This is a genomic window from Bacillus sp. EB01 (assembly GCF_000613125.1).
Lineage (GTDB): Bacteria > Bacillota > Bacilli > Bacillales > Cytobacillaceae > Bacillus_D.
The window spans coordinates 3696591-3722943 of the sequence record NZ_HG964497.1 but is presented as its reverse complement, the minus strand read 5'-3'; the positions used below and the strand labels follow the sequence as shown (position 1 = coordinate 3722943).

At 42.6% G+C, this 26353-nt stretch carries 26 protein-coding genes; 18 read left to right on the top strand and 8 right to left on the bottom strand.

Going from position 1 to position 26353, the window contains the following annotated elements; all coding sequences use genetic code 11:
* Positions 1 to 180 precede the first annotated feature (180 nt).
* Positions 181 to 1317 carry a TIGR04053 family radical SAM/SPASM domain-containing protein gene (locus TY16_RS17315; protein WP_043934814.1) on the top strand — a complete coding sequence of 379 codons (1137 nt, stop codon included), beginning with the start codon at positions 181 to 183 and terminating at the stop codon, positions 1315 to 1317.
* A 135-nt stretch (positions 1318 to 1452) separates the two neighbouring features.
* Here TY16_RS17315 and TY16_RS17310 read toward each other — a convergent pair whose 3' ends face one another.
* Positions 1453 to 2157, bottom strand: a complete 705-nt coding sequence (locus tag TY16_RS17310; RefSeq protein ID WP_043933074.1) for a Crp/Fnr family transcriptional regulator — start codon at positions 2155 to 2157, stop codon at positions 1453 to 1455.
* 376 nt (positions 2158 to 2533) lie between these two features.
* On the opposite strand from TY16_RS17310, the gene moaA reads away from it, so the two are divergent.
* On the top strand, positions 2534 to 3550 hold the full coding sequence (moaA, locus tag TY16_RS17305; RefSeq protein WP_043933073.1) for a GTP 3',8-cyclase MoaA: 1017 nt from the start codon (positions 2534 to 2536) through the stop codon (positions 3548 to 3550).
* Between the two features lie 710 nt (positions 3551 to 4260).
* Here moaA and ric read toward each other — a convergent pair.
* Complete coding sequence (gene ric, locus TY16_RS17300; RefSeq protein ID WP_043933072.1) at positions 4261 to 4956, bottom strand: iron-sulfur cluster repair di-iron protein; 696 nt, start codon at positions 4954 to 4956, stop codon at positions 4261 to 4263.
* A 232-nt stretch (positions 4957 to 5188) separates the two neighbouring features.
* On the opposite strand from ric, the gene TY16_RS17295 reads away from it, so the two are divergent.
* The 4 genes from TY16_RS17295 (at position 5189) to TY16_RS17280 (ending at position 8665) form a co-directional block, all read left to right on the top strand.
* The gene (locus TY16_RS17295) at positions 5189 to 6454 is read left to right on the top strand and encodes a molybdopterin molybdotransferase MoeA (RefSeq protein WP_043933071.1); all 1266 of its coding nucleotides are present in this window, start codon (positions 5189 to 5191) and stop codon (positions 6452 to 6454) included.
* Positions 6442 to 6960 (top strand): molybdopterin-guanine dinucleotide biosynthesis protein B, encoded by a 519-nt coding sequence (gene mobB, locus TY16_RS17290; protein ID WP_043933070.1) that lies wholly within the window; start codon positions 6442 to 6444, stop codon positions 6958 to 6960. Before TY16_RS17295 ends, mobB begins: the two co-directional genes overlap by 13 nt.
* A 106-nt stretch (positions 6961 to 7066) precedes the next feature.
* On the top strand, positions 7067 to 7489 hold the full coding sequence (locus TY16_RS17285) for a respiratory nitrate reductase subunit gamma (RefSeq protein WP_043933069.1): 423 nt from the start codon (positions 7067 to 7069) through the stop codon (positions 7487 to 7489).
* A gap of 459 nt (positions 7490 to 7948) precedes the next feature.
* Positions 7949 to 8665 carry a YwiC-like family protein gene (locus TY16_RS17280; RefSeq protein WP_043933068.1) on the top strand — a complete coding sequence of 239 codons (717 nt, stop codon included), beginning with the start codon at positions 7949 to 7951 and terminating at the stop codon, positions 8663 to 8665.
* 187 nt (positions 8666 to 8852) lie between these two features.
* On the opposite strand, the gene TY16_RS17275 is transcribed toward TY16_RS17280, so the two are convergent.
* Positions 8853 to 9545, bottom strand: a complete 693-nt coding sequence (locus TY16_RS17275) for a Crp/Fnr family transcriptional regulator (protein ID WP_043933067.1) — start codon at positions 9543 to 9545, stop codon at positions 8853 to 8855.
* A 233-nt stretch (positions 9546 to 9778) separates the two neighbouring features.
* Between TY16_RS17275 and TY16_RS17270 the strand changes: the two genes are divergently transcribed.
* A complete protein-coding gene (locus tag TY16_RS17270; RefSeq protein ID WP_043933066.1) occupies positions 9779 to 9964 on the top strand; it encodes a YjzC family protein in 186 nt (61 codons plus the stop codon).
* A 170-nt stretch (positions 9965 to 10134) separates the two neighbouring features.
* On the opposite strand, the gene TY16_RS17265 is transcribed toward TY16_RS17270, so the two are convergent.
* Positions 10135 to 10320 carry a YjzD family protein gene (locus TY16_RS17265; protein WP_043933065.1) on the bottom strand — a complete coding sequence of 62 codons (186 nt, stop codon included), beginning with the start codon at positions 10318 to 10320 and terminating at the stop codon, positions 10135 to 10137.
* 175 nt (positions 10321 to 10495) lie between these two features.
* Here TY16_RS17265 and TY16_RS17260 point away from each other — a divergent pair, with 175 nt between their 5' ends.
* Both TY16_RS17260 and TY16_RS25330 read left to right on the top strand, forming a co-directional pair.
* Positions 10496 to 11227, top strand: coding sequence for a hypothetical protein (locus TY16_RS17260; protein WP_043933064.1), 732 nt, complete (start codon positions 10496 to 10498; stop codon positions 11225 to 11227).
* A gap of 70 nt (positions 11228 to 11297) precedes the next feature.
* The gene (locus tag TY16_RS25330) at positions 11298 to 12071 is read left to right on the top strand and encodes a hypothetical protein (protein WP_052342777.1); all 774 of its coding nucleotides are present in this window, start codon (positions 11298 to 11300) and stop codon (positions 12069 to 12071) included.
* Between the two features lie 260 nt (positions 12072 to 12331).
* Here the strand turns inward: TY16_RS25330 and TY16_RS17250 are convergent, their stop codons facing one another.
* Positions 12332 to 12580, bottom strand: a complete 249-nt coding sequence (locus TY16_RS17250) for a hypothetical protein (RefSeq protein ID WP_043933063.1) — start codon at positions 12578 to 12580, stop codon at positions 12332 to 12334.
* 243 nt (positions 12581 to 12823) lie between these two features.
* On the opposite strand from TY16_RS17250, the gene TY16_RS17245 reads away from it, so the two are divergent.
* Together TY16_RS17245 and fabF are read left to right on the top strand one after the other, a co-directional pair.
* Positions 12824 to 13756, top strand: coding sequence for a beta-ketoacyl-ACP synthase III (locus TY16_RS17245; RefSeq protein WP_043933062.1), 933 nt, complete (start codon positions 12824 to 12826; stop codon positions 13754 to 13756).
* Positions 13757 to 13866: 110 nt separating this feature from the next.
* A complete protein-coding gene (gene fabF / locus TY16_RS17240; RefSeq protein ID WP_043933061.1) occupies positions 13867 to 15105 on the top strand; it encodes a beta-ketoacyl-ACP synthase II in 1239 nt (412 codons plus the stop codon).
* 538 nt (positions 15106 to 15643) lie between these two features.
* On the opposite strand, the gene TY16_RS17235 is transcribed toward fabF, so the two are convergent.
* Together TY16_RS17235 and TY16_RS17230 are read right to left on the bottom strand one after the other, a co-directional pair.
* On the bottom strand, positions 15644 to 16165 hold the full coding sequence (locus TY16_RS17235) for a hypothetical protein (protein WP_043933060.1): 522 nt from the start codon (positions 16163 to 16165) through the stop codon (positions 15644 to 15646).
* A gap of 1 nt (position 16166) precedes the next feature.
* On the bottom strand, positions 16167 to 16631 hold the full coding sequence (locus tag TY16_RS17230; RefSeq protein ID WP_043933059.1) for a hypothetical protein: 465 nt from the start codon (positions 16629 to 16631) through the stop codon (positions 16167 to 16169).
* Between the two features lie 132 nt (positions 16632 to 16763).
* On the opposite strand from TY16_RS17230, the gene TY16_RS17225 reads away from it, so the two are divergent.
* From TY16_RS17225 to TY16_RS17190, 7 genes are all read left to right on the top strand, one after another.
* On the top strand, positions 16764 to 17549 hold the full coding sequence (locus tag TY16_RS17225; protein WP_043933058.1) for a DUF2268 domain-containing protein: 786 nt from the start codon (positions 16764 to 16766) through the stop codon (positions 17547 to 17549).
* Positions 17550 to 17706: 157 nt separating this feature from the next.
* Positions 17707 to 18735 (top strand): ABC transporter ATP-binding protein, encoded by a 1029-nt coding sequence (locus tag TY16_RS17220; RefSeq protein WP_043933057.1) that lies wholly within the window; start codon positions 17707 to 17709, stop codon positions 18733 to 18735.
* Positions 18732 to 19745, top strand: coding sequence for an ABC transporter ATP-binding protein (locus TY16_RS17215; RefSeq protein WP_043933056.1), 1014 nt, complete (start codon positions 18732 to 18734; stop codon positions 19743 to 19745). Before TY16_RS17220 ends, TY16_RS17215 begins: the two co-directional genes overlap by 4 nt.
* Positions 19746 to 19895: 150 nt before the next feature.
* Positions 19896 to 21611 carry an oligopeptide ABC transporter substrate-binding protein gene (gene opp4A / locus TY16_RS17210; protein ID WP_043933055.1) on the top strand — a complete coding sequence of 572 codons (1716 nt, stop codon included), beginning with the start codon at positions 19896 to 19898 and terminating at the stop codon, positions 21609 to 21611.
* A gap of 205 nt (positions 21612 to 21816) precedes the next feature.
* Complete coding sequence (opp4B, locus tag TY16_RS17205; protein ID WP_043933054.1) at positions 21817 to 22782, top strand: oligopeptide ABC transporter permease; 966 nt, start codon at positions 21817 to 21819, stop codon at positions 22780 to 22782.
* Positions 22783 to 22795: 13 nt separating this feature from the next.
* Positions 22796 to 23707 carry an oligopeptide ABC transporter permease gene (gene opp4C / locus TY16_RS17200; protein ID WP_043933053.1) on the top strand — a complete coding sequence of 304 codons (912 nt, stop codon included), beginning with the start codon at positions 22796 to 22798 and terminating at the stop codon, positions 23705 to 23707.
* A 553-nt stretch (positions 23708 to 24260) separates the two neighbouring features.
* Positions 24261 to 25007, top strand: coding sequence for a YjbA family protein (locus TY16_RS17190; protein WP_043933051.1), 747 nt, complete (start codon positions 24261 to 24263; stop codon positions 25005 to 25007).
* Between the two features lie 139 nt (positions 25008 to 25146).
* On the opposite strand, the gene trpS is transcribed toward TY16_RS17190, so the two are convergent.
* Positions 25147 to 26136: a tryptophan--tRNA ligase gene (gene trpS, locus TY16_RS17185; RefSeq protein WP_043933050.1), complete on the bottom strand. Its 990-nt coding sequence runs from the start codon at positions 26134 to 26136 to the stop codon at positions 25147 to 25149.
* Between the last annotated feature and the right edge of the window lie 217 nt (positions 26137 to 26353).

The window sequence follows — 26353 nt, the reverse complement described above, 5'->3', positions numbered from 1 at the left end:
GTTTATGTTGTCATCTTTCACAAATACGCCATAGAAACTTCCAGCGATGTGACGTACCTCACATTTTCACTATCCTGACAGTTTTATAATACGAGTAACAAGGCTAGTAACTGTAAGTCAATTAGGAGGCGTTTTAGTATGGCATTTATTCCAAATATTGCTTTCGACCCTGAACAGGTTATGAAAAAGAACCCCTTCGCGAGGGACTTTAATGAAAATCCTTTCATCGTTATATGGGAACTGACTCGTGCCTGCCAGCTTAAGTGTCTGCATTGCAGGGCAGAAGCACAATATATGCGTGACCCGCGTGAACTGTCTTTTAAAGAAGGCAAGAACCTGATTGACCAAATATATGATATGCAAAACCCGATGCTTGTTTTTACAGGCGGCGACCCGCTCATGCGCAAGGATGTATTTGATATAGCCAAATATGCCGTCGAAAAAGGTGTACGCGTTTCAATGACACCAAGTGCAACGCCAAATGTCACAAAAGAAGCAATCGAAAAGGCAAAGGAAGTAGGGCTCTCCCGCTGGGCGTTTAGCCTTGATGGTCCGAATGCTGAAGTCCATGACCATTTCAGGGGTACAGCAGGATCCTTTGATCTGACACTTGAACGGATTAAATATTTGCATGAACTTGAAATTCCGATTCAAATCAACACGGTTATTTCACGATATAACATTGATTATCTTGATGAAATGGCTCAATTGATGGAGGAACTTGAGTGTGTCCTCTGGAGCGTTTTTTTCCTTGTCCCGACAGGAAGGGGCCAGGAAAGCGATATGATTTCGCCGGTACAGCATGAGCATGTTTTCCGCTGGCTGTATGACTTGAGCAAGAAAGTTTCATTTGACATAAAAACCACCGCGGGCCAGCATTACCGCCGTGTGGTTATTCAGCAAAAAATGCGTGAGGCCAAGCAGCAAAAAGGGGATATTGAATACCTTGATGCATTGACTGAAAACGGACTGACAGGTTCAATTGACGGCCTTGGTCGTGCCCCAAAGGGAGTAAATGACGGCAACGGCTTTGTATTCATCTCCCATATCGGTGATGTATACCCAAGCGGCCTGCTGCCAATCAAGGCAGGCAACGTAAGAGAAACTCCGCTTGCCGAGATTTATCGGAATTCTCCAGTGTTTAAATCATTACGAAACCCGGATGAATACAAGGGCAAGTGCGGTGTCTGTGAATTCCGCCACGTATGCGGAGGATCTCGTTCGAGGGCCTATGCGATGACTGGGGACTATCTTGAAAGCGAACCATTCTGCGTTTACATCCCGAAGGCATTAAGGGCGAAGCAAACCCAGAGCTAAATAGCTCCAAAAAAGATATACCATCTTAATAGTACAAAAAAACAGGGAGCCCTGTAGCTGCAGGGCTCCCTGTATTGCTGTTAGTAAAATAAAAAGGCCAAAACAATGCTGCTCTGGCCCCATCAAAAAAACTTATTATTCTATACTGCAATACACTGCGGGGCAGTTCTCGCAGCCAATTTCAAGTTTAAGATAATCAAGGTCGTGAACAGTAATCTTTCCTTTTTTAATAGAAACAATACCGTCACGCTTTAACTCACTTAATATCCGGTTTGTACTTTCTCTGGATGTGCCGCAGAAATTGGCAAGGTCCTGGTTTGTTAATGGTAAATCAATTAGGATACCAGTATTGAGGTGGACACCATAGCTGTTAGTCATTCGGATTAGTGTTGAAAATAGTGCTCCGCGTTTGCCGTTCAGGACGAGGTCCCGAAACTTGGTTTGTGTTTTCCTGAAATGGTCACTCATCCATTTCATAAATTCAAAAGCAAGAGTACTGTTCTGGAAAATTTCCGTTTCAATAATTTCCTTGCGAATTGCCGCGACTTCGCCCTCCTCAAGTATTTTAGCACTTAGGAGATATTTCGGATTGGCGGTAAATAAAGTGAGTTCTCCGCAAATATCATTCTCACCACAAATCCGGAGAGAAAGCTCCCTGCCGTCTGAGGTAATCTTGCTTATTTGGATCTTCCCGGATAGGACGATGTAGAGTTCTTCGGCCTCCATCCCTTCCTGAAATAAAAACGTGCCGCGCTCTGTTTTAAATTTTCTATCCGCAAAATGGAGAATCTCTTTTATTTCGATCGAGTGGGTAGGTTTCATTGTTTTAACAGCGCCCATTTCATCCACCTCTTTAGTTTATGATAAATACGTATCCGTCTGTGATTTAAGTTACTATTATTGTACATTAAGTGAAAAGGTTGAAACCCAATTAACAATGACAATACAGTGAAAACTGTTAACATTTGGCCCAAACGTGAACTTTCTTTGACAACTGCTTCAGAAAAGGCAAAGACATAACCACAGAGATTTGTTCTATGCTAAAATAAGATAATAAAGTAAACAATATGCAAATATGTAATTCTTGTTAATAGATGAACGATTTCCAAATGGTATTGGGAGAAAGCAAGAGTTCCTTGTAGCTACACCGTTTTTTGATAGTCTTTGATTAAGTATGCGATGCCTGAAGTGAACCCCATATATTGGAGTTGATAAAATGGAAAAATTCATTATTAAAGATAAATTGAACCGGCCACTAAGGGATTTAAGGATTTCGGTCATCGATCGCTGCAATTTCCGCTGCCAATATTGCATGCCTGCAGATAAGTTCGGTCCTGATTTTGTATTTTTACCAAAGACGGCCCTGTTAAGTTATGAAGAGATTGAGAGGCTTGCCAGAATTTTTGTTAGCCTCGGGGTTGAAAAAATTCGCCTAACCGGCGGTGAGCCGCTACTCCGCAGGGACATGCCAGTGCTCGTTGAAAAGCTTTCAAAGATTGAAGGACTGAGCGATATCGGGCTGACAACAAATGGTGTTCTGCTTCCAAAGTACGCTGAGCAGCTAAAAGCCGCGGGACTAAAAAGGGTAAATGTCTCCCTTGATAGCCTGAATGACAAGCTCTTTGGTGAAATTAATGGCAGAAATGTCGGAACAAAACCGGTCCTTGATGGGATTGCCGCAGCAAGAAACGCCGGCCTTGGCGTCAAGGTGAATATGGTCGTCAAAAAAGGCCTGAATGACCAGGAAATTCTACCGATGGCGGAATATTGCAAGAACAATGGTCTGCAGCTTCGATACATTGAATTTATGGACGTCGGCAGCACGAATGGCTGGAAAATGGACGATGTTATTACGAAAAAGCAAATCTTTGATATGCTTTCAGAAAATTATGAGCTTGAAGCAGTTGATCCTGCATATTTTGGCGAAGTGGCCAAGCTGTATCGTTATAAAGGTACAGATATGGATGTAGGTTTCATTACATCAGTTTCAGAATCCTTCTGTTCCAGCTGTACACGCTCCCGCCTGTCTGCCAATGGCCAGATCTTTACATGCTTGTTCAACGGGAACGGCCATGACCTGCGCAACTTTATGCGGAACGGTGCAACAGATGAGGAAATTGCAGAACGGGTAACATCGATTTGGAACGGCCGCTCGGACCGATATTCGGATGAACGGACTGAAGAAACAACAGCCAACCGCAAAAAAATTGAAATGTCCTATATTGGCGGATAATAATCCCTCGGAGGATTAAGACAAGAAGCTTGGACCTTATAATTTAATGAATAAACTGCCCGGTGTAACTCTCCAGGCAGTTTTTTTACTTAGTCCTCAAATTTAAAATAATATGCTTAAGAGAATTTAAGACCAATTTATTTAAAGTGGAAGGTGCAAAGACTCTCTCATAATGCATCGCTTTTCTCTTTGGGTGCTTTTTCTAGTAAGATTAATTCAACCTACTAAGAAAAGGTAGTGAACCTCTATTGACGACCGCACCCACGATTACATAACAAGCAGAGTCGTCAAGAATCACTATTGACGACCACACCCCCGATTACATAACCAGCAGGGTCGTCAAGAACCTTTATTGACGACCGCACCCATGATTACATAACCAGGAGGGTCGTCAAGAATCACTATTGATGACTGTACCACGATTACATGACTAGCAGGGTCGTCAAGAACCGGGGCGACGCTACTGGCTCTTGCTCCCAGTGGAATAGGAAACCCCTCGTGAAAGGTAAAAGCCTCCTCTGCGATAATGATTCTCTAGAACGTCCCTTTGTGAATCAAAATCAACATGTTGTTTATCACAGCTATTATTAATAAGGATGTAGGAAACCGCCTCACGTTAAAAGGAAGGTAACAAAAATAAAGAGCTGCTCCTAAAAGGTAGTCATTTCAACTTACCTTTAGAAGCAGCTCTTCATATAAAACTTCTTATATTAGAAATATCTTGGGAACAGGATATTGTTTTCAAGATGGACATGCATGAAGGTTTGATCTTCAAGCATTTCCAGTCGGCGGTAGACGAGCCGGTATGTTCCGCATGCATCGATTGGCGGAGTAAAGTCGCCCGTTACCTCACGAAGCTGCTTCAGGATGGAACCGGCATGGTCATGCTCCTGTTCCAGCTCCTTAATATAATTAAGGGCCTGTTCACGATCCTCAATGGTGTCCGCCTCAAGCTGATTAATAAGAGGGAAGACAGTTGCTTCTTCTTTGTCTACGTGCTCAAGCATTTCTTTTTTCAATTCATAAAAAAGTTCATGCATTTTCAATAACTCTGGATGGTTCTCGCCATGTACGCGGGCAACCTTGGTTACATACGGGCTCAGTGCCGCAAATTCCTCGCGGAGTGGGTTATGGTACTGAGCAATCACATGATCGATAATTGACGGTGAGCTGGAATCCATCCATACCTTAAGGTCATTTTCTACTCCGCTGCTTTTTTGAATAACTTCTTCAAGATTCCCCATTAAGGTTTCAAGATCCACGTTGCCGGCGGCTGCTGCTGCAGCAATAGGAGTGGCTCCTCCGCAGCAAAAATCTATACGAACCTTTTTAAAAACATCCGCAGTTTTTGGGAAATCATTCACTAGGTCTCTGACAAGAGTCTGTTCGGAATACGTTTTTAACATTAGTTATATATCCTCCTTGTAAAAGGTAATAATTCAGCTTCTATATCTAAATTACTTCATATGAATAAAGAAGTTGGTGATGTGCGTCACACTTGAGAATATTTTTCAATTAATTCAGGATTTAGACATAAAATATACACGATTTACACGTTTGCCATAGGGCATTGTTTCGAGTACCCTAATAGTGGAGATAGTTAAATGAACAAACAGTATTGGCTCAGGAGATGATTACATGCTCGAAATGAGAAAACCAATCTCTATTGGTGAAGCGGTTCAACGGATTATGTCACATAAACAAAACGGCCAGTCCGAATTCATATCTATTAACGAGAGCTATGGTCGTTTTTTGGCAGAGGATCTTGTTGCAACCAGCGATGTTCCCCATTTCACGAGAGCGCCATATGACGGGTTTGCAATTCGTTCAGAAGACTCACTTGAGGCAGGATTGGACAATTCTGTTGAATTTGAAGTGATTGACCATATCGGGGCAGGACAAACAACCTCAAAGGTACTTGGGAAAAGGCAGGCAGTCAGGATTATGACCGGTGCAATGATGCCGGAAGGGGCAGACGCAGTCATGATGCTCGAGCTTGTTAAAACCGCCGAACGCAATGGAAAAAACTTTATGACTATTAAACGCAAAATAAAAAAGGGCGAGAATGTTTCCTTTAAGGGAGAAGATGCCAAAGAGGGAGAAGTTCTTGTTAAAAAAGGGACCATCATTAATCCTGGAATCCAGGCAATGCTCGCTACCTTTGGATATGCGGAAGTGCCTGTAGCTAAAAAGCCGATTGTCGGCCTTTATGCAACCGGAACAGAACTCCTTGAAGTCAATGATCCGCTTGTCCCAGGCAAAATACGCAATAGCAATTCATACATGATTGCGGCGCAAATCGAACGTGCAGGGGCAAAGGCTGACTATTTTGGCAGCCTTCCTGATGATTTTGACACATGTTTTGAAGCTGTTAAGGAATCATTGGATAAGGTTGATATGCTCATAACTACCGGTGGCGTTTCTGTAGGGGACTTTGATTATATGCCTGCGATTTATGAAAAGCTGGGGGCTGAGGTGCTTTTCAATAAAGTTGGAATGCGGCCGGGCAGTGTGACGACTGTTGCTCATTTTAATGGAAAGCTGCTGTTTGGCCTGTCCGGCAATCCTTCCGCCTGCTACGTTGGCTTTGAGCTATTTGCAAGGCCGATCATCAGAACGATACTTTGCTCGGAAAAGCCGCACCTGCGTAAAGAACTAGCCATACTTGATACAGATTTTCCAAAGGCGAATCCTTTCACCAGGTTTGTCAGGAGCACAGTTTCATTCCAAAATGGAAGGCTGATTGCCACTCCAAGCGGGCTGGATAAATCAAATATTGTCATGAGTCTTGCCGGAGCAAATTCACTTATGATTTTGCCAGGCGGGACCAGGGGATTTGAAGCGGGAACGGAAGTGGAAGCCCTCCTACTTGATGATCAAGAAGGAAGCGAATGGCCATGGTAAGGCCATTCGTTTTTCAGGTTGTCGGCTATCAAAACAGCGGTAAAACAACCCTGTCAGAAGGGCTGATTCGTCTGTTAACAAAAGAAGGGCTTAAAGTGGCAGCCATCAAGCATCATGGACATGGGGGTAAGCCGGCGGTTCCTGAAGGCAAAGATTCGACCAGGCATATGGATGCGGGAGCCATTGCTTCGCTTGTAGAAGGAGATGGCTCTCTTATTATGCACGCGGAACAGGAGAGCTGGGAACTGCAACAGCAGGTCTCTCTGCTTGCCGAGCTTGGCCCGGATATAATTCTGATCGAAGGACATAAACGGGCAGGTTATCCCAAATTTGTCCTCGTGCGAAACCAAGGGGCTGAAGAGCTGCCAAACCAGCTTGACCAGGTTATGGCAGTTATTCATTGGGAAGCCGCTCCTCAAAACCTTTACGAAGTGCCCGTCTTTCCAATAAAGTCTCATTCCATGCTGGATGAGCTTTTTCAAATAATCCTTAAAAAAATGCGCTGATAGATAAATTAGATGAATAATTTTCCAAAGCAGTTACTTTTGTCACTGAATTGTCATGATTCCTTCTATAAAATGAAACATGTGATTTGTTAAGAGGAGTGACTGGATGGAGATGTTTCATTGGTTTGCCTGGCTGATTTATCCTTATACCGTCGCAGCTGTTTTTGGAATGGGAATTGTATGGCAATATGGCTCTCCCGGCATTTTTCAGGAAATAGCCCCAAAGATGAGCCAGTTCCTCAATTGGTTTGTAAAATCGTTATGGTTGCTTACAACTGTAACAGGCATTGGATTAATTCTTTTTTATAGATCGACTGGGGACTTGTCTAATATGTTTGAATGGCTGATCAGTTTGTTGCATTTCAGGCCAGAGTTTGAATTGCTAAAAAGCGCATCAATCTTGACGCAGGTCCATTTATTATTGTTATTTACCTTTCTATTATTCATCTCGTTTACAAAGTATATTTCCTTTATTTCAAAGCCTTTCCAGTTCATAAAAGCAATCACTAAGAAATATGTTACTCGCTAATTAGAAGGCAATTGCCTTCTTTTTTTATGATGTGTTAAAAAAGTGCGTTGATCTCCGCTACACAAAGGGAAGCTTCTTAGAATAATCATCGCAGAGACAGGCGTTTTTTTGCCTGTCACAAGGCGCTTCGCTTTCCGTGGGGCTGGCGGTGAGCCTCCTCGTCGCTTTGCTCCTGCGGGGTCTCACCTGTCCAGCTGCTCCCACAGGACGTTGAATAATCAACCCTGAAAAAGCATCGCAGGAGAAAATGCGTTTTTTGCATTTTCTATCGAGTCTCGCGCCATCCGCTCCAATCAACTCTGCTATAAAATCAATTTTCAATGCCATAGCCTTTTTTAGTAAGTTGATTCGTTCTCAATTTCGTCATTTTAATAAACACTATCTGTGACGTACTTCACACTTTTAACTGTTTTGCTCGCCTATGATAAAGGTAAGAAAAAGCAAACAGGGGTGTTTTACATGAGATTATTTATGCCAAAACAGCACGGTGCATGGGCGATGCTGATTGTTCCTTTCTGGCTTGGAGTTGTGGCCTCGGGGTTTGTTTGGGAGCATGTCCCATTCTTTTTAGGATGGATATTTCTTTATTTGGCGACATACCCAATGCTGCTTCTTTTTAAAAAGAAGAAAATTGCCTTCCATGCAAAATGGACAGTTATTTACCTGGTACCAGCGCTCTTGCTTTTGCTCTTCCCATTGTTTGAGCGGCCGTCAGTTGTCTATTTTGGTCTAATGATGCTTCCCTTTTTCGCTATTAATGCCTACTTTTCGTCAAAAAATCAGGATCGCCATATAATAAATGATTTCAGTGCGATTTTTGCATTTTCCTTCGCTGGACTGGCAAGCGCATATTTGCCGGCTGGTGCAGTATCAGGAGAAGCAATGCTCGTGTTTATAGTGTCTGTTTTGTTTTTCATCGGCAGCACATTCTTTGTTAAATCTATGATACGTGAAAAGAAAAATAGCAATTTCAAGTGGATATCCTGGGGATATCATGCTGCTGTCACGGTCTTCTGGATCATCATGGCTCAATGGCTGATTACAGTAGCTTTCCTGCCAAGCCTCGCAAGGGCAATCGGCTTTTATGGAAGGAAAATGAGTCCGTTTCAAATCGGTGTTGCAGAAATCGTTAACTCGGTGATATTTTTCATTTTCATAGCAGTGCATCTAATATAAGAGATTGAAGGAGGAGAGGCAACTGCCATCTCCTCCTTTTACTTAGTTGATAATTTGTATGGACGGATAGAGCATCAGGAATTTTGTTTTGCCATATGCATGTTTGTTAGTGGTGCGGGGGGAGACTTCTTCCAAGCTGAGGGTATGAAAAAAACCTGCCGAAATGATTCGGCAGGCATTATTTATGTTAATCAATATTACAAATTTCCTTCGGGCAGTTTTCACAATCAATTTCTCTTCTTAGGAAGGGGAGCTTGTGAATCGTAATGATTCCTTTGTCTATTGAAATTATTCCTTTTTTTCGGAGCTCGCTCAACAGACGGTTAACCACTTCCCTTGACGTCCCGCAGAAATTTGCGACCTCCTGGTTTGTCAAGAGCAAGTCAATCATGATGCCATTGCTTGTTTTAACTCCATAACTGTTGGCCATCCGAATTAAGGTGGAGTATAGGGCGCCTTTTTTTCCGTGAAGGACAAGATCACGGAATTTTGTCTGTGTTTTCCTGTATTGCTGGCTCATCCATTTCATGAATTCCAATGCCAGCTCATTGTTCTCAGCCAGCTTGGCCTCGAGATGATCTTTCATGATAACTGCGACTTCTCCGCTTTCCATCGCCTTTGCACTTAAGAGGTTCCTGGGAGTTGCACAGAAGATGTTCAACTCACCGATAAGATCACCCTCCGAACAAATCCTCAATGTCAATTCCCTGCCATCAGGAATGATTTTGCTTACCTGAATTAATCCGCTAAGAAGAATGTATATTTCCTTTGAAGGAGAGCCTTCCTGGAACAGGAAGTTCCCTTTTTCAATCTTCTGGATATGATGAGTCTCTCTAAGAATTTCATTTAGTTTTGCCGGTGCTCCTGCAAGAGATTGCATGATTGCCACCTACCTTTAGAAGGATACTTTATTTTCCATGTCAAGATTAGTTATTACTATTATTATATTGCTAACGAAATAAAAAAACTATATGTTGGGAAGAAGGTTCATACAAATGACAAATTCAACCACGTTTTCATTCCCTTGTTTGACAAAACTTCCCTTCGATGTTGTTCGGGACCTCGGAAATACTAATGGTAGGCAATAAGCCATTAAGCAAGGAGGATTCTCATATGGGACAAAACCATCAATTCAAACCTGGCCAAAAGGCTCCGAATAATGGTACGTATATTGAAATAGGGGACACTGGGAGCCCGGTAACCAATCCGCAGAAAATTCATCTGAAGAAAGGCCAGCCTTTCCCTGAAGCGTCAAATCATGAGAGGATATGGACCTACACTGATAAAAGAGGCCACTAAATAGTAGTTCATTTTTAGCCATCGAAGACGATGGCTTTTATTTTTTGTTCATTAGCTATGAAATAACACTTTGTACCTGAATAGTTCCAGCGGTTGAATCATTTTTAATTCGGGTAAAAGAAAGGGGATGAAAAGTAAAAGGCCATCCGTTTAGGATGACCTTGCATGGATTAATGATGGTTTTCAACAGGATCGTTAGGAATTAAAACAGGAACGAATGATACGATTGCAGCGGTAATGATACCTAGGACCGCAGCACCCTTGTAGTCGAACGTGGCTCCAAGCATGGATGTCGAAACATAAGCCAACATTTCTACTAAAAGAATTACCCAGAAAAATGTCCAAAAATATTTCATATTGTCACCTCAACCCGTCATAATCTCTTTTCATCTTATCACAATGACCAAAGAGAAGAAAACCAAAATATAGTTAAAAAACATGATATGGTTGCATTTTGGGAAAAGTCCCTATTTCATTCCTTGCGTGGCTACATACACTAGTTAGTGGATAAAGGCAGAAGGAGTTTTAAGTATGGAAAATCGTCATTTTCAACTGGAAAACGAATGGAGTGCAATCTATTACCCCGAAAAACCAACCGGATTCGGAGTGATGATCTTTGGTGATGAACGGCATTTTGTGAATGAAGAAACAAGCTTCTGGAAACAAAATCCCGGGAAACAACAAATACTCTCCACATTGAAGGAAGCTGGCTATACGCTCTTTACTTCAAATTTCCATGGAAGGCATTGGGGTTCGGCGAAAGCTGTCCTGCTAGGCTCCTTGCTATATAGCTATGTAATGAAAAATGAGATCCTGAATAATAAAATCCATATTATTGCCGAGGGAATGGGGGCCCTGGCTGCTTTAAAAATGGCGAACGAGATGAAGGAGAATATCCGGTCGGTAGTTTTAATTAACCCAATCCTTTCGCTGAAAATGCATATGGAACAGGAGAAAGAACATAGATTTTTTTACAAAAAAGTTTTGCAGGAGATAGCCGATGCCCATGAAATGGACAGCCGAATTGCGGCACGGCATATCGAATCTGAAAGCAAGCCTGATTTATCATTTGGTATCCCTATACGAGTAGTGTACATCCTCGCCGGGGGAAGGTCATACCAGCAATCCCGCACATGCAAGAATATAACCGATGCGGTCCGTGGCCAGGCGCAGATAACCGAAACCTTTATGCTGCCGGAAAAAGCCAGTCAGTTGGGAGGCGAAATCGCTAAATTTTTTTCCAGGCATGAAAAAGTCCTATAAGATGGATCTTCTGTAAATCTTTTTAGCCTGCAGGCATACGATACAGTGAAACCTGCAAGGAGGAAATATCATGGAAAAGGCAACAGTCATTGGAGGATTCGGTTTTTTTGGATTTCATCTTTGTAAGATTTTACTTGAGCGTGGTTACGAGGTTGTAGGTATTCCATATGGAAATGAATCAGCATCCTATAAGGAAGATATGATGAATGAAATAGGCAGAAACGGCAATTTCCAAAGTATGCCGTACGAATCAAAAGCTGAGTTCTTGGAAGATCCAGGAGTCATTGTTATCTCGATGTATGATTGGCTCAACCTTGATGATCATAAGAATTGTCTACAGAGCCTTAGGTCTATTATTGAAAAAAAAGACTGGGAAGGGCCAGTGGTTCTTGTTTTACCCATTGAACTCGCATTCACAGAAGACTGCATTGCCGAAAGTGAAAGCGAGACCATCATGAAAGTTTATCTGCCGACACTATTTGGTCCATATCAGCCTGAAAGATATATATTTCAAAAAATGATTTTAGGAAAAACTGACTCACCGGATCCTAACCAGGAGTATACGGGGGATGCAATTTATTGCGATGATGCCGCCGAAAAGGTGATAGAACTTATAGAGCGGGGAAAAGCAGAGACTTTTGTATTAAGGAGCAATTGCAAGGATAATTGGAGATCGTGTGCAGAATTATTGGGGATGTCCTTGCCAGAAAGCCTGCAAAGCAACGACATAATATATGAAAGATTACAGATTGAATCAGTAGTAGCATCAGTTTCGAATAAGGAAGGTATTGCTAGGCAGAGACGCTCTGCGATTCGGACGATTTGCGAAGCATGGAATTTATAACGTCTATAAATTATGGAAGAAGAAAGCTGCCTGGGAACAGGCAGCTATTTATTTTGGTCCAGCTCCACAAGGAAAGCATTCGGGAATAATATTGCAAGGGAAGCATCTGTGAATAATCCATCGCAGAGACACAAAGGAAAGCTTCCGTGAATGAGCATCGCAGGGACAGAGATGGAAGCATCTGTGAATAATCATCGCAGAGACAGGCGAGTTTGGCCTGTCGCGAGCCGTTCTTTGCTTGTCACGAAGGAGCTTCCGCTTTAGCTCTTCCAGATTTGCTGGATCTGAGGGTAGACTTTAGATATAACAGGTTTTAGTTTTTCAGCTGAATCAGCCAGCTTATCGATAACATCTAAAAGAAGGGCGTAATCAATTGAATTTTTGCTGTGAGTACCATTAAGGATCTCGAAAAGAGGATTCTCCTGTCCTTTTTCAGGTTCGGGGTTTCTTCTCGCTCCGAACATCATTTTTGAAAAGCGATCTTCCTTTTCCGTCAGTTTCTCATCCATTTTAGACCTCCTTTCAAAACAGCTCTCTCCATATTAATAATATGTTGCAGTGGAGTAAGTGGATGGACAAATGCGGAGAAACATAGGATTTACACGTTAATCTGCCTATATGTGTTAGAGGAAGATAAATCTAAGCTTCACTTTGCCTATTGCCAATATCAATTTGAATTGATAAAATTAGTACCAAGTCATAATAATTGATAATAGTATATGGATAATTTTTATAATAAGGAGTTGGCCGCCATGCGAGCTGGCATTATTGGAATAGGTAAATATGTTCCCGAAACAGTTGTTACAAACTTTGACCTTGAGAAAAGGATGGACACATCGGACGAGTGGATCCGTACCCGGACAGGAATTGAGGAAAGGCGGATTGCCGATGCCTCAATCAATACTTCGGACATGGCTTATCAAGCGGCGCTTCAGGCGTTGGAGACGGCAGGAGTAACGGCGGAGGAGATTGATATGATCCTGGTCGCAACGGTGACACCTGACAGGCCGTTCCCTTCAGTAGCTTGCATGCTCCAGGAAAAGCTTGGCGCAAAGAAAGCTGCTGCCATGGATGTTAGCGCTGCTTGTGCGGGATTCATGTACGGCATCATTACAGGAAAGCAATTTATTGAAACAGGTGTCTATAAGCACGTATTAGTAGTTGGCGTAGAAAAGCTTTCAAAAATTGTTGATTGGGAAGACCGCAATACAGCCGTCCTCTTTGGTGATGGAGCTGGGGCTGTTGTGCTTGGACCGGTAAGCGGGGACAGAGGAATCCTGTCCTTTGAATTGGGAGCAGACGGTACCGGTGGGAAACACCTTTATCAGGAAGAAAACATCATTATGAATGGCCGGGAAGTATTCAAATTTGCTGTTCGCCAAATGGGCGAGAGCAGTCTGAATGTCGTGAAAAAAGCAGGGTTGACGAAGGAAGATGTCGACTATCTTGTCCCTCATCAGGCAAATATCCGGATTATTGAGGCAGCACGCCAGCGGCTTGAATTGCCAGTTGAAAAAGTGTCCTATACAATTAATAAATACGGGAATACATCTGCAGCATCGATTCCCATCTCGATTGTAGATGACATTGCGGCAGGCAAGATCAAGGATGATGATATCGTAGTTATGGTCGGATTTGGCGGAGGCCTCACCTGGGGTGCAATCGCGATAAGATGGGGAAAATAAAACCTTTACAATAGTGTAGAGGTATTTTTCCAAGGATTTAGATTCAAATCAAATAATTAGGGCAGCTTGCCCTTTTAAGAAGAAACCACTGTAAAGGAGTTGTCTCTTGAATGGCAAATCGTAGGGTAGTTGTAACAGGTATTGGCGCAGTGACGCCGCTTGGCCTCGATGCGGAAACCACATGGAAGAATATTGTTGCCGGTAAATCCGGTGTTGGGCCTCTTACAAGGGTGAACGCAGATGAATATCCAGCCAAGGTTGCCGCACAGATTAATGATTTCAATCCGGAAAGCTACATGGAGAAAAAAGAAGCAAGGAAAATGGATCGTTTCACACAATATGCCATTGCAGCCTCGAAAATGGCAGTTGTAGATTCCGGACTGTCGATTGTGGATGAAAACGCACATCGAATTGGCGTTTGGATAGGCTCCGGTATAGGTGGAATGGAGACTTTTGAAACACAGTTCGAAATCTTTCAGAACCGGGGTTATAAGAGGGTCAGCCCGTTTTTCGTACCAATGATGATTCCTGACATGGCTGCAGGCCAAGTATCCATTATGCTTGGTGCAAAAGGCTTTAACTCCTGTACGGTAACAGCGTGTGCAACCGGGACGAACTCGATTGGCGATGCGTTTAAGGTCATCCAGCGCGGCGATGCAGATGCCATGATTACCGGGGGAACAGAAGCTCCAATCACAAAAATGGCTGTTGCTGGTTTCTGTGCAAACACAGCATTATCAACTAATCCGGATCCAGGAACTGCTAGCCGTCCGTTTGATAAAAACAGGGATGGCTTTGTAATGGGAGAAGGAGCAGGCATCCTCGTACTTGAGGAGCTAGAGCATGCAAAGGCGCGAGGAGCAAAAATTTATGCCGAAATCGTCGGGTACGGTGCAACCGGGGATGCGTATCATATTACGGCCCCTGCTCCTGGTGGAGAAGGCGGCGTGCGGGCAATGAAGATGGCTATTGAAGATGCCGGCTTGAAGCCTGAAGAAATTGATTATATAAATGCTCATGGAACTAGCACTGAGTATAACGATAAATACGAATCATTGGCAATCAAAGAAGTGTTTGGACCACATGCATATAATCTGGCTGTCAGCTCGACAAAGTCGATGACAGGACATCTTTTAGGTGCCGCTGGCGGTGTTGAGGCTATCTTTACAGTTCTTGCAATGAGGGATTCAGTGCTTCCTCCGACCATCAATTACGAAACGCCTGACCCGGAATGCGATCTTGATTATGTCCCGAATGAAGCCAGGACAAAGGAAATCAAGGCGGCAATCAGCAATTCACTTGGATTTGGCGGTCATAATGCAACACTTGCTTTTAAAAAATATGAGTAACAAAAGGCTTTAATAAGATAAACCCTGTGGGGTAGAAACCTGAAAAAGGTGTCTATTCTACAGGGTTTTTTATATTTAAACGTATATATATAGCTTAAACTTAAGTTTTTCTGTAATTTCGCTACAGGTACTTCGCTTTCCACGGGTGGCCTGGGAGCTAGTTCAGCTTCAGCGCCTAGCCCCTCGAGGTCGCTTCAGTCCTTCAGGTGAAGTCAAAAAACGACTTCTCCTTCAGGCCCCCCACAAGAGTATGCTTCGGAAGCTTAAGCATCGCTCGAAGAAAATGCGTAGTTTGCATTTTCGAGGAGCGCTTGTCGGGGCTGACCAAGGCGCTAACGCATTTCATTCTCCTCGTCGTTTTGCTCCTGCGGGGGTCTCCCACTGACCTTTTCTCCCGCTAGGACGTTGAATAACCTTCAGCGAAAAGACATCGCAGGAGAAAATGCGTCTTTTGCATTTTCGAACGAGTCTTCGTGCCTTCCGCTTCAATCAATAAAACGCCTAAGCTTCTAAAATTTTTTAGTTTAACTTATATAGATTAATCACTTTTGGCACTCGTACTGCCTTTCCTGGTTTTCAAGGTTTTCTCAACATAAAGATAGAAAAGCAGTGTAAAGGGCAGCACCCCTAAATAGACGGCAAGCGAATACACCGTATTCCAGTGGATATAGGTGAATACCCCTAATTTTGTAAGCAGAAATTCAAGTGCCGATCCTGTAAGGGACCAGGCGAGTAAATAAAGAATTAGCCCATAGCCCCTGGGTTTATAGAAATCATAAATGTAAATAAAGAGATATCCAAATGCAGGATATACCCCATAAAGAAGAAGATCGAAGTATTCAAAATGGACGCTGTCATTAATGTTGTAAAAATTGTACGGGGCTACCGCAATCGTATGATCGAATAATTTCGGGAAAGAAATACTGATCAGTACAATTAGCGGGATTGAAGCATAAGGAAGCCGCTTCGGAAGTCCTGCAAAAATGGCAATATTAAAGCCAATGGCGAAAAGGATGAACCATTCATTCTTATCAAAGTGTTCCGGTGGGTACAATAACATCTTACAACCCCCGCATATATTTCTTTCTATACAAATACCAAACACCAATTGTCAATCCAATCGTGAATATCCATTCCAGTATTGAATACCCCCACTTATACCCCTTTGAATAAAGAACTCCTATTTCAATAAAAAGGTACACAAGGAGAGTCATTACGAACACATTCACAAGTGCTATCGCAATTTTGGCAGCAATTGATTTAAAACGTAATGAAAAATCAATAAAATGAATGATTACTAAAGGATACAGCAAAAACCGCTTTAGAAAATGAATGCTAAATTCTTGAACATTTCTTGAAATGGCCAAGCGCTCAACATTCACTGTCAAAATAGATGAAATGGAATGAGTAATCAACCAGACAATCATCCAAATAACCATCATTTCAAGAATATGAAGTCTTCTTTTGACTGCAAAGGTATAAATTAAAAGTACATTCAGAATAGAAATGAATATAGCTAGTTTCATTCAATCACCACTTTTGAAAGTGCCCTAGTTGAACTAGTTTTCCCGAGTGTCCAATAAATATGAATCAAAGGCAAAGGGGCAGGAACCGTATAATGGCCATACACTGTTAAAAAACACAGTGGAGGAACAAAGATGGGAGTAATCAATACAAATGAGTGGCATGAAGAAAACGGGAATGACCTCAGTAAAATCTTAACCAAGCTTCAAGGCTATTTTCCGGGTGTGGAGCGTGAAAGGATTTATAGGGAACTAGCCTATTTTGGCATGTTTGGTAGAAATACCGGCATCAAGCGTGATCTTTCCAGGCTAATCGAAAGAAAAGAGATCTGGGAGTGGACAAGGGAGTTGATAAATACCTATAAGGAAGAATGGAATGGTCCAGATATCCCCGTTTTCATTTTTCCGATTGCTAGAAGCAATTCACTCTTCAAAAAAGACACCCTCCGGAAGTCCGGAGTTGCATACAAGGATAAGCTTTTCCTATTCCTGCCGTCTGATATTGGGAAAAAAGAATTAAGGGCACTTTTTGTTCATGAGTATCATCATGTTTGCAGGATGAATCGAACAGAAGAGGAGATTGAAGAAAATACACTTCTTGAATCGATGGTGATGGAAGGGCTCGCTGAATATACAGTTTTAGCGGAATGTGGCAAGGAATTTATTGCTGAATGGTGCCATAAATATCCGGAAAAAACACTGGAGTCTTTGTGGAAAGAATTTTTTCGGGATAATCTTGAAGTCAAAAAAACAAAAAGAACACATGATAAACTTCTATTCGGCGGGGGAAGAATTCCTGCCCTTGCCGGCTACTCAATTGGATTTTGGCTGGTCCAAAACTATTATCACAAATGTAAATTTGACGTAAAAAGTTCATTGAAAATTAAAAAAAATCTTTTTTTAAATAATATTAAAAGCTAAAAAAAGGGAGTAATCCCACTCCTGCCAACGGTGTAAACAATTTCCAAGGGGTAAATAGGAAAATTTAAAAAAATCTTGCAATTGTAACAATTTTGTAATAGTATTTTATTTAAATATAGTGAATTGGCAGAATAATTGAAAAGTAAGAGGGTGTCGTATGAGCGCGAAAATTTCCCAACAAGGTGGAGCACCATTACTGGAAGTAAAGAATTTGGAAACAGCCTTCGATATCGATGGTACATTTTATAATGCGGTTGATGGTGTGTCCTTTAAGGTCAAGCCCCGGCAGATTGTCGGAGTAGTAGGTGAGTCGGGCTGCGGTAAATCCGTTATGAGCCTTTCGATTATGAAGCTTCTTCCAAAGGGAATCGGTAAGATAAATGCCGGAGAAATCATTTTTGATGGCATCAACATAGAAAAGCTGAACGAGAATGAAGTGAACAAAATCCGCGGAAAAGATATCTCGATGATCTTCCAGGAGCCAATGACTTCTCTTAATCCCGTTTTTACAATTGGTTATCAAATTCAGGAAGTTCTTTTTAATCATCAAAAAATTGATAAAAAAGAAGCTCGCCTTAAATCTATTGCACTTTTAAAAAGTGTAGGCATTTCCCGTCCAGAGAAAATTGTGGATGAATATCCTCACCAGTTGTCTGGCGGTATGAGACAGCGCGTCATGATAGCGATGGCAATTGCCTGCCAGCCTAAGCTTTTGATTGCTGATGAGCCTACCACAGCCCTAGACGTTACGGTCCAGGCACAAATTCTTGAACTGCTTAAGGAAATTCAGGAAGTAAATGATATGTCGGTCATCCTGATTACACATGACCTTGGTGTCGTTGCTGAAATGTGTGACGAAGTAATCGTCATGTATGCCGGAAGGATAGTGGAGCGTACTGATGTGGAAACGCTTTTTTATAACCCACAACATCCATACACCACACTTCTTCTCGGAGCTATTCCGAAGATGGAAGATGAATCTGAACGATTAAGCACAATAAGCGGTATCGTCCCTTCACTGACTAACATGAAGAAAAATGGCTGCCGATTTGCAAACCGCTGCCCGATGGCGATGCCGGAGTGCCAAACAGTCACTCCAAAACTTGCCGATACCGGCGGCGGGCATGATGTTGCCTGCCTGCTCTTCGAAACATCAAGACCCAAGGAAGGAGTGGCTAACCGATGAGCGGTACATTGACTGCGGATGTAAACCGAATACATAGGTCTCCCAGCGGGGAAAATTTGCTCGAAATTAAGAATCTCAAAACCTACTATCCTGTCAAGGGCGGATTTTTCAGAAGGACTGTTGGTAACGTAAAGGCAGTCGACGATATATCCTTTGAAATTAAAAAAGGTGAAACCCTCGGACTCGTTGGCGAATCCGGTTGCGGGAAATCCACAGCTGGCCGCACCATCCTCAGGCTCTTAAAGCCTACGGATGGAAAAATCCTTTTTGAGGGAAAGGATATTACAAATGTTACTGGAAAATCACTTCGCGAAATCCGCAAAGATTTGCAAATGGTCTTCCAGGACCCCTATGCATCTCTAAACCCGATGCAAATGGTAGGTGACATTATCGCCGAACCAATCTATAACTTTACGAAAAAACCGAAGGAAGAGCTGAAAAGAGAGGTCATGGACCTTCTTGGAAAGGTTGGCCTTCCGGAAGATGCGTATTACAAGTACGCTCACGAATTTTCAGGCGGCCAAAGGCAAAGAATCGGGATTGCGAGGGCCCTGGCTCTCCGCCCTAAACTTATTATCGCCGATGAGCCAGTGTCAGCTCTTGATGTATCCGTTCAATCCCAGGTCCTGAACTTGCTGAAAGACCTGCAGGAGGAATTTGATCTTACTTTCCTGTTCATCGCCCATGATTTAAGTGTCGTCAAGCATATGAGCGACCGTATCGGGGTTATGTACCTGGGGAACATGGTTGAAATTGCGGACAAGGACAGCTTGTATGCCGAGCCGCTTCATCCATATACCCAGGCATTAATATCCGCAATCCCAAGTCCTGACCCAAGGAAGAAAAAGGATCGGATTATCCTGAAAGGCGATGTGCCAAGCCCATTGAATCCTCCAACCGGATGCCCGTTCCACCCGCGCTGTCCGATGGCAATGGAGCAATGTTCCGTTACAAAACCGGAATTAAAGGAGGTGAAGCCAGCGCACCGAGTGGCTTGCCACCTGTACTAGATAGGAGAATGGCGCAAGCGCCCGATTTGCAGCTTAACTGCTATCGAGCTTTACAAATTTTATAAAACACGGCTAAGCCGCGTTTTAAATGCGCCCAACTATACATATCCCGGGCGCTTGCAGTGCAAATACTTAACTGGGGGGAAAGAAATGAAGAAGAATTGGTTATGGCTGTCTGCTCTGGTCCTTGTTTTATCAATGTTCTTGGCAGCATGCAGCGGAGGAGAAAAGGCTAACAACGACAAAAAGCCACAGGGCGGAGATGGAAAAGATACTGAGGAGTCTAAGCCGAAAGATGGCGGCACACTCAATTACTCACTTGACTCAGCTCCAGAAGGCAAGTTCAATATCAACTTCTATGGCACACAGACTGATGCTTATGTAATTGATTTCTTCGATGAAAACTTGATCGACTTTGATGAAAACCTGAAGCCACAGCCACACATCGCTTCTTGGGAAACATCTGATAACAAAGTCTACAAGTTCAAAATCAAAGAAGGCGTAAAATGGCATAACGGTGAAGAACTAAAGATTCAGGACTGGGAATTCGCAATCAAAGTTCTTGCTGACAAGGACTATGAAGGCCCGCGTTATGTTAACGTCCAAACTGTAGTAGGTGTTCCTGAATACAAAGATGGCAAAGCAGACTCCATTTCCGGTATCAAAATCATCAACGACTACGAAATGGAAGTTACTTTTGACAAAGCCCGTGTAAACAACCTTGAGAACTTCTGGACATACGCAATGTCCCGTAAAGAATTCGAAGGCGTAGCAGTAAAAGATATGATGAAGTCTGAGCAAGTACGTACTAAGCCAGTTGGTCTTGGACCATTCAAAGTTACAAAAGTTGTACCAGGCGAGTCCGTCGAGCTTGAGCGCTTTGATGATTATTTCCTAGGCAAGCCTCATATCGAAAAGGTTGTCATGAAGGTTATCGATCCTTCCCTGACTGTCGGGGAACTCCAGAACGGCACTCTTGACATGACTTCGTTCCACCCAAGCATCATCGATCAAGTCTCTGCACTTGATACAGTAAATGTTGTGAAATACCCAGGCCTTTCCTACTACTATGTTGGCTTTAAACTTGGTAACTGGGATGGCAAGAAAAACGTTATGAACGAGCCTAAGTATGCTGATAAGGCACTTCGCCAGGCAATGTACTATGCAATCAACCGTGAAGAGTGGGTTAAAGCATTCTTCTATGGCGTAGGTAAGCCGGTTAACCGCCCAATCCCTACAAGCCACTGGATTGCAGCTGACAACAGCGAGCTTGAGCAATATGCATTTGATCCAGAAAAAGCAAAGCAAATCCTTGAAGATGCTGGCTGGAAAGATGTTGATGGAGACGGATTCCGTGAAGATCCAAAAGGCAAGAAATTCGAAGTAAGCTTCGCGCACTATGCAACTCAAAACCCTACTTTTGAAGCTCGTGCTAAAGCATTGACTCAGTACTGGGAAGCAGTTGGTTTGAAGTCCAAGCTTACTATGACTGATGCTACACTGTACTACGACATGCTTGAAAAGTCTGATAAGAAAATGGAAGTATTCTTCGGCGGCTGGTCTACAGGTGCGGATCCAGATCCATCCGGCCTTTGGAAAACAGATGCACTTTGGAACTACCCACGCTGGTCTAGTGCAGAAGGCGACAAGTTACTTGAAGACGCTCTAGATGTATCAATTGTTGGAACAGACCAGGAAAAGCGTAAAGACCTTTATGTTCAGTGGCAAAAACACTTCATGGATGAGCTTCCTGCACTTCCAATCGCTGAACTCGAAGAAGTTGTAGCCCTTAACAAGCGTGTACAAGGCGTTAAATACGATGTTTCCGGTTCTAACCGTCCACACGAATGGTGGCTGGAGCAATAAAAGAAGTAATATCATTAGTGAGGCATCTGCATCCCTGATGGTTTGGAAAACCGCTGTAAGCTGCAGCGGGAACCAATTATAGTACGAATTATGTGAAGGACAGCTGGCTTCCACCTAAGCCTAAGGGCAGTGGTGGGAGCCAATATGTCCTTTATGAAGGTTAAAAAGCGCGGCTAAAGGCGCAGCTTAGGTAAGGAGAATGCATATGTTGAAATATTCGCTCCGAAGACTGTTGGGCATGCTCCCAATGTTACTCCTTATCTCCATTGTTGTATTCACACTTGCAAAATTAATGCCAGGTGATGGTCTCAGTGGAGAAATTGACCCAAACAACACGGACCCGCAATATATTGAAGAAATGCGGCAGAAACTGGGCTATTATGACCCGCTACCAGTTCAGTACTTCAACTGGATTTCAGACTTTGTCCAGGGCGACTTCGGGCAATCGACCCGTTTTAAGATACCGGTTGCGGATGTAATCATGGAGAAAGTGCCAAATACCCTTATGCTTGGGGGTACGGCGATTCTTATAACTTATATTCTGGCATTTATAATGGGGACATTTTCCGGAAGAAAACCGTACACTCTAGGGGATAACCTGATTGCCGGGGCTAATTATCTGGGTCTCTCGATACCTTCATTCATTGCCGGTGTATTCGCGATCTATATTTTTTCATTCTCGCTTAACTGGTTTCCGTCAAACGGATCTGTAGATATTACTATTGATGATGGAACCTTGGATTATTATCTAAGCAAACTTCATCATGTTATACTTCCTGCACTTGTTCTAGGTTTACTCAGTACAGCCAGCTATACCCAGTTCTTGCGCAATGACATTATTGAAAATAGCCGCAAGGATTATGTTAGGACAGCCAGGGCAAAAGGAACACCGGAAAAAAAGATATACAATGTACATATTCTCCGGAACTCCATTATTCCTTTGATTACTTTCCTGGGTTTTGATATTGTTGCTATCATCAGTGGAGCTATTATTACAGAAACAATCTTTACCTATCCCGGAATTGGCCAGCTGTTCCTTCAGTCAGTAAGGACAAATGACTATCCGCTCATGATGGCGCTGACTATGCTATTTTCATTCCTGACATTGATTGGCAACTTAGTAGCGGACATCCTGTATGGCGTAGTCGATCCGAGAATCAGGCTGGATTAGGGGGGAACAAATAATGGAAATTGCAACTCAAAAAGACACAGAAGTAAACGTAGCGCCCCCTAAGAGAAGCTTGTCTCCGTTGGCGCTCGCTCGTAAGAAGTTCCTGAAGAACAAATTGGCAATGACCAGTCTTATTTTCCTGCTTATTGTTTCAATTGTGTCGTTTTTGGCACCATATATTACAACTGCAGATATTACGAGGATCAACATTGGTGAAATGTCCTTGAAACCTTCCGCCGACCACTGGCTGGGAACAGACAAAAGCGGCAGAGATGTATTCACTAGACTGCTATACGGCGGGCGTATATCCTTAATGGTAGGAATATCATGTACTATTTTTGTAGTTTTTCTTGGGACACTGGTTGGTTCAATTGCCGGCTACTTCGGCGGCTCAATTGATAATTTGTTAATGAGGTTTACAGATTTCGTTTTAAACTTCCCATTCCTCGTATTTGTTATTGTTTTAAACGCTATCCTTATGGGAGTTGTATCCGGTGTCTGGGTATTAATTGGCACAATCAGCCTTCTTAGCTGGGGCGGTGTTGCAAGGATAGTCCGAAGTAAGATTCTTGCTGAAAAGGAAAACGAATATATAATTGCAGCAGTATCAATAGGGTGTTCACCGTTTAAGGTTATAACGAAACATCTTTTACCGAATGTCATGTCGACAATCATTGTACAGGCTACCATCCTGTTTGCGAGTATGATTGTTGCTGAGACAGGGCTCAGCTACCTTGGATTCGGGGTACCGCAAGAAACTCCAAGCTGGGGAAATATGCTTTCAAGTGCAAATGAACCAGATGTGCTTCAAGGAAAGCTTTGGATCTGGGTACCGCCAGCTTTGATTATTACCATGACAATTCTATCAATTAACTTCATTGGAGAAGGATTGAAGGACGCATTTAACCCTAAATCACGCAGATAAAATCTACCATGCCTACATGGTAGATTTTTTTGTGTCTTGTTTTGGGTTAATTAATTATCAAATCTAGTCAAAAGGTATCAAATGATGCCTTCCTTTAGTTTTTATTGAAACTCATAAATTTTCATAGTGTGACATATCCATTAAGAAAGGACAGGCCGGCTTAGTTTTAAAAAGGGGACATGCCATGGTCATGAGGGCAATTTTTTGGGGAGTTGGATTTGGTCTTGCGGTATCAGGGGGAATAAGTATCATTGCCTATTTAAATGTGTTAGCTGTGGGAGTAAACTATGGCGGCTATCTAGAATATATTATACAGCGTCCAGATTGTTATCTGTTTCCTATTGGAATCTTAATCATAACCTTGAGCATATTTTGGCCGTCCACCCTAAAGGAGTAAATGGAATTTGAGTGTTTCATAATCAGGATTACTCTTGACTAAATAGGAAGGCCTAAATAAGAAAACTGAAATTGATAAGTGGAAAGAAAGGAATAATTTGACTTACGGCTGCCTATACTGATTGACAAATGGATTCTTGAAGTGAGGGGTCGAACAATGCTATATCTTCATGATGTCTGGGTAAACTGGTTTGAAGGCGAGGAAAATGGCTACAATGTTTGCCATTTTCATGAGTGGAGAAAAGATGATGGAGTTGAATTACTTGACCAGGTGCCCCTTTTAAAAGTTGAACCAGTCCTTTTTCATTACATTGAAAATGACCTGGCACCACTGCCTCAACAGCTCCTTGATGATGTATTCCAAAAAGCTTACTTAAGGAAGAATCACGAGCGCATCCAGCTGGAATACTGCTTCATTGTTACAGATGGAAACGAAATTCTAGTCGTTGATACGATAGGGTATAATATACCTGTCAGAAAAAGCAGATTAATTCCCAGACAAGAGCAGCTAGTATATGAAATGGTTGAAAATCATGATTCTTTCCGGTATTCCTTTAAAAAGGAGCAGGGTGTAAAGGAGTTTCATATTCTTTCCCCTGAACCCGAGCTGATGACTGGCCTAACACGTAAGGAACGTCAGCTTAAACAATTGCTATTTATGGCACTGGACCAGCTCCAATCGTCAGGGAACGATGCGGAGGTAAGATATTGGTATACAGAATGGTGTCCTGAACAATATAATGTGATACAGAGTTTGACATTCGATGAGGCCTGGAGACAGCTTTTCGCAAATGTGAAGCAGGGGTGGAGTGAAAAGCATGAACATTTTTGCGAAAACCTGATTAAAGGGCAACCTTTCTTTGAGAAGCTCTGGGAAATGGAAACCGGACCTAAAGTCAATTAAGAAGGTAATTTAATTATTGAAACCGGTTACGTTTCTTCTATTATATAGTCGAAATTTTGTAACCCGAAATATTTAAAAAGGCATTCAACCCAAATCAAGGGAGTGAATGCCTTTTTACTTGGAATTGAGTAGCTTAGGCTTAGCGTCTTTTTCTGCCGAGGCCCATCGCATTTTCCATTTTCTTAAGCATTTTTGTGGCAGTTCTATTTGCTTTTTCTGCGCCTCGGTCGAGGATATCATCAAGTTCCGAGGATTCCATTAACTGATTATATCTATCCTGAATCGGTTTAAGTATACCAACTACCACCTCAGCCAAATCTGCCTTAAATTCGCCATAGCCTTTGCCCTCATAAGCATTTTCGAGTTCAGCAATTGTTTTTCCGCCAAGAATAGAGTAAATAGTCAACAGGTTGGAAACGCCTGGCTTGTTTTCCTTGTCAAAGCGAACAATGCCTTCTGAATCGGTTACAGCGCTTTTTACTTTTTTCTCAATTTGTTTTGGTTCGTCCAGGATGGAAATGAACGATTTTGTGTTTGGGTCGGATTTACTCATTTTTTTGGTTGGATCCTGCAGGGACATAATCTTTGCACCGACTTTAGGAATCCGAACCTCAGGAATGGTAAAGATTTCATTGTACTTCTTATTGAATCGTTCTGCGAGGTCCCTTGTTAGTTCAAGATGCTGTTTCTGATCTTCGCCGACAGGAACCAAATCGGATCTATAGAGGAGAATATCAGCTACCATAAGCGGAGGATAAGTAAGCAATCCTGCCGAAACAGCGTCCTTGCCAGCTGATTTATCCTTAAATTGGGTCATCCGTTCTAGCTCACCAATGTAGGACACGCATTGCATCATCCAACCAGCCTGAGCATGTGCGGGCACTTCGGATTGAATGAACAATGTCGCCCGTTCAGGATCCAGGCCGACTGCCAGATACAGTGCAGCAAGGCTTCTAATATTTTTCCGGAGCTCCATCCGATCCTGAGGTACAGTAATTGCATGTTGGTCAACAATACAAAAATAACAATTGTATTCTTCCTGCAGCTCGACGAATTGCTTTAAAGCTCCAATATAATTCCCAAGAGTAATCGTTCCACTAGGCTGAATCCCTGAGAAAATGGTTTTCATAAATCAAGCCTCCTTATCTTTTTATCAAATGGGTACGTCTAGCTCCAGCGCCTACGCGTGCGCAAACTTCAGGTCTCCTCCCTACGATAAGTCATACACGAATGCTCATTCGCTCTTCGTGATTCCTTTATCCCACCTTAAATGTCAGTAAGCCCCCTTCGTGGCAACTGACACTAAAGGTCCGATTGCTTCATCTAACCATCAGTGGAAATTCACC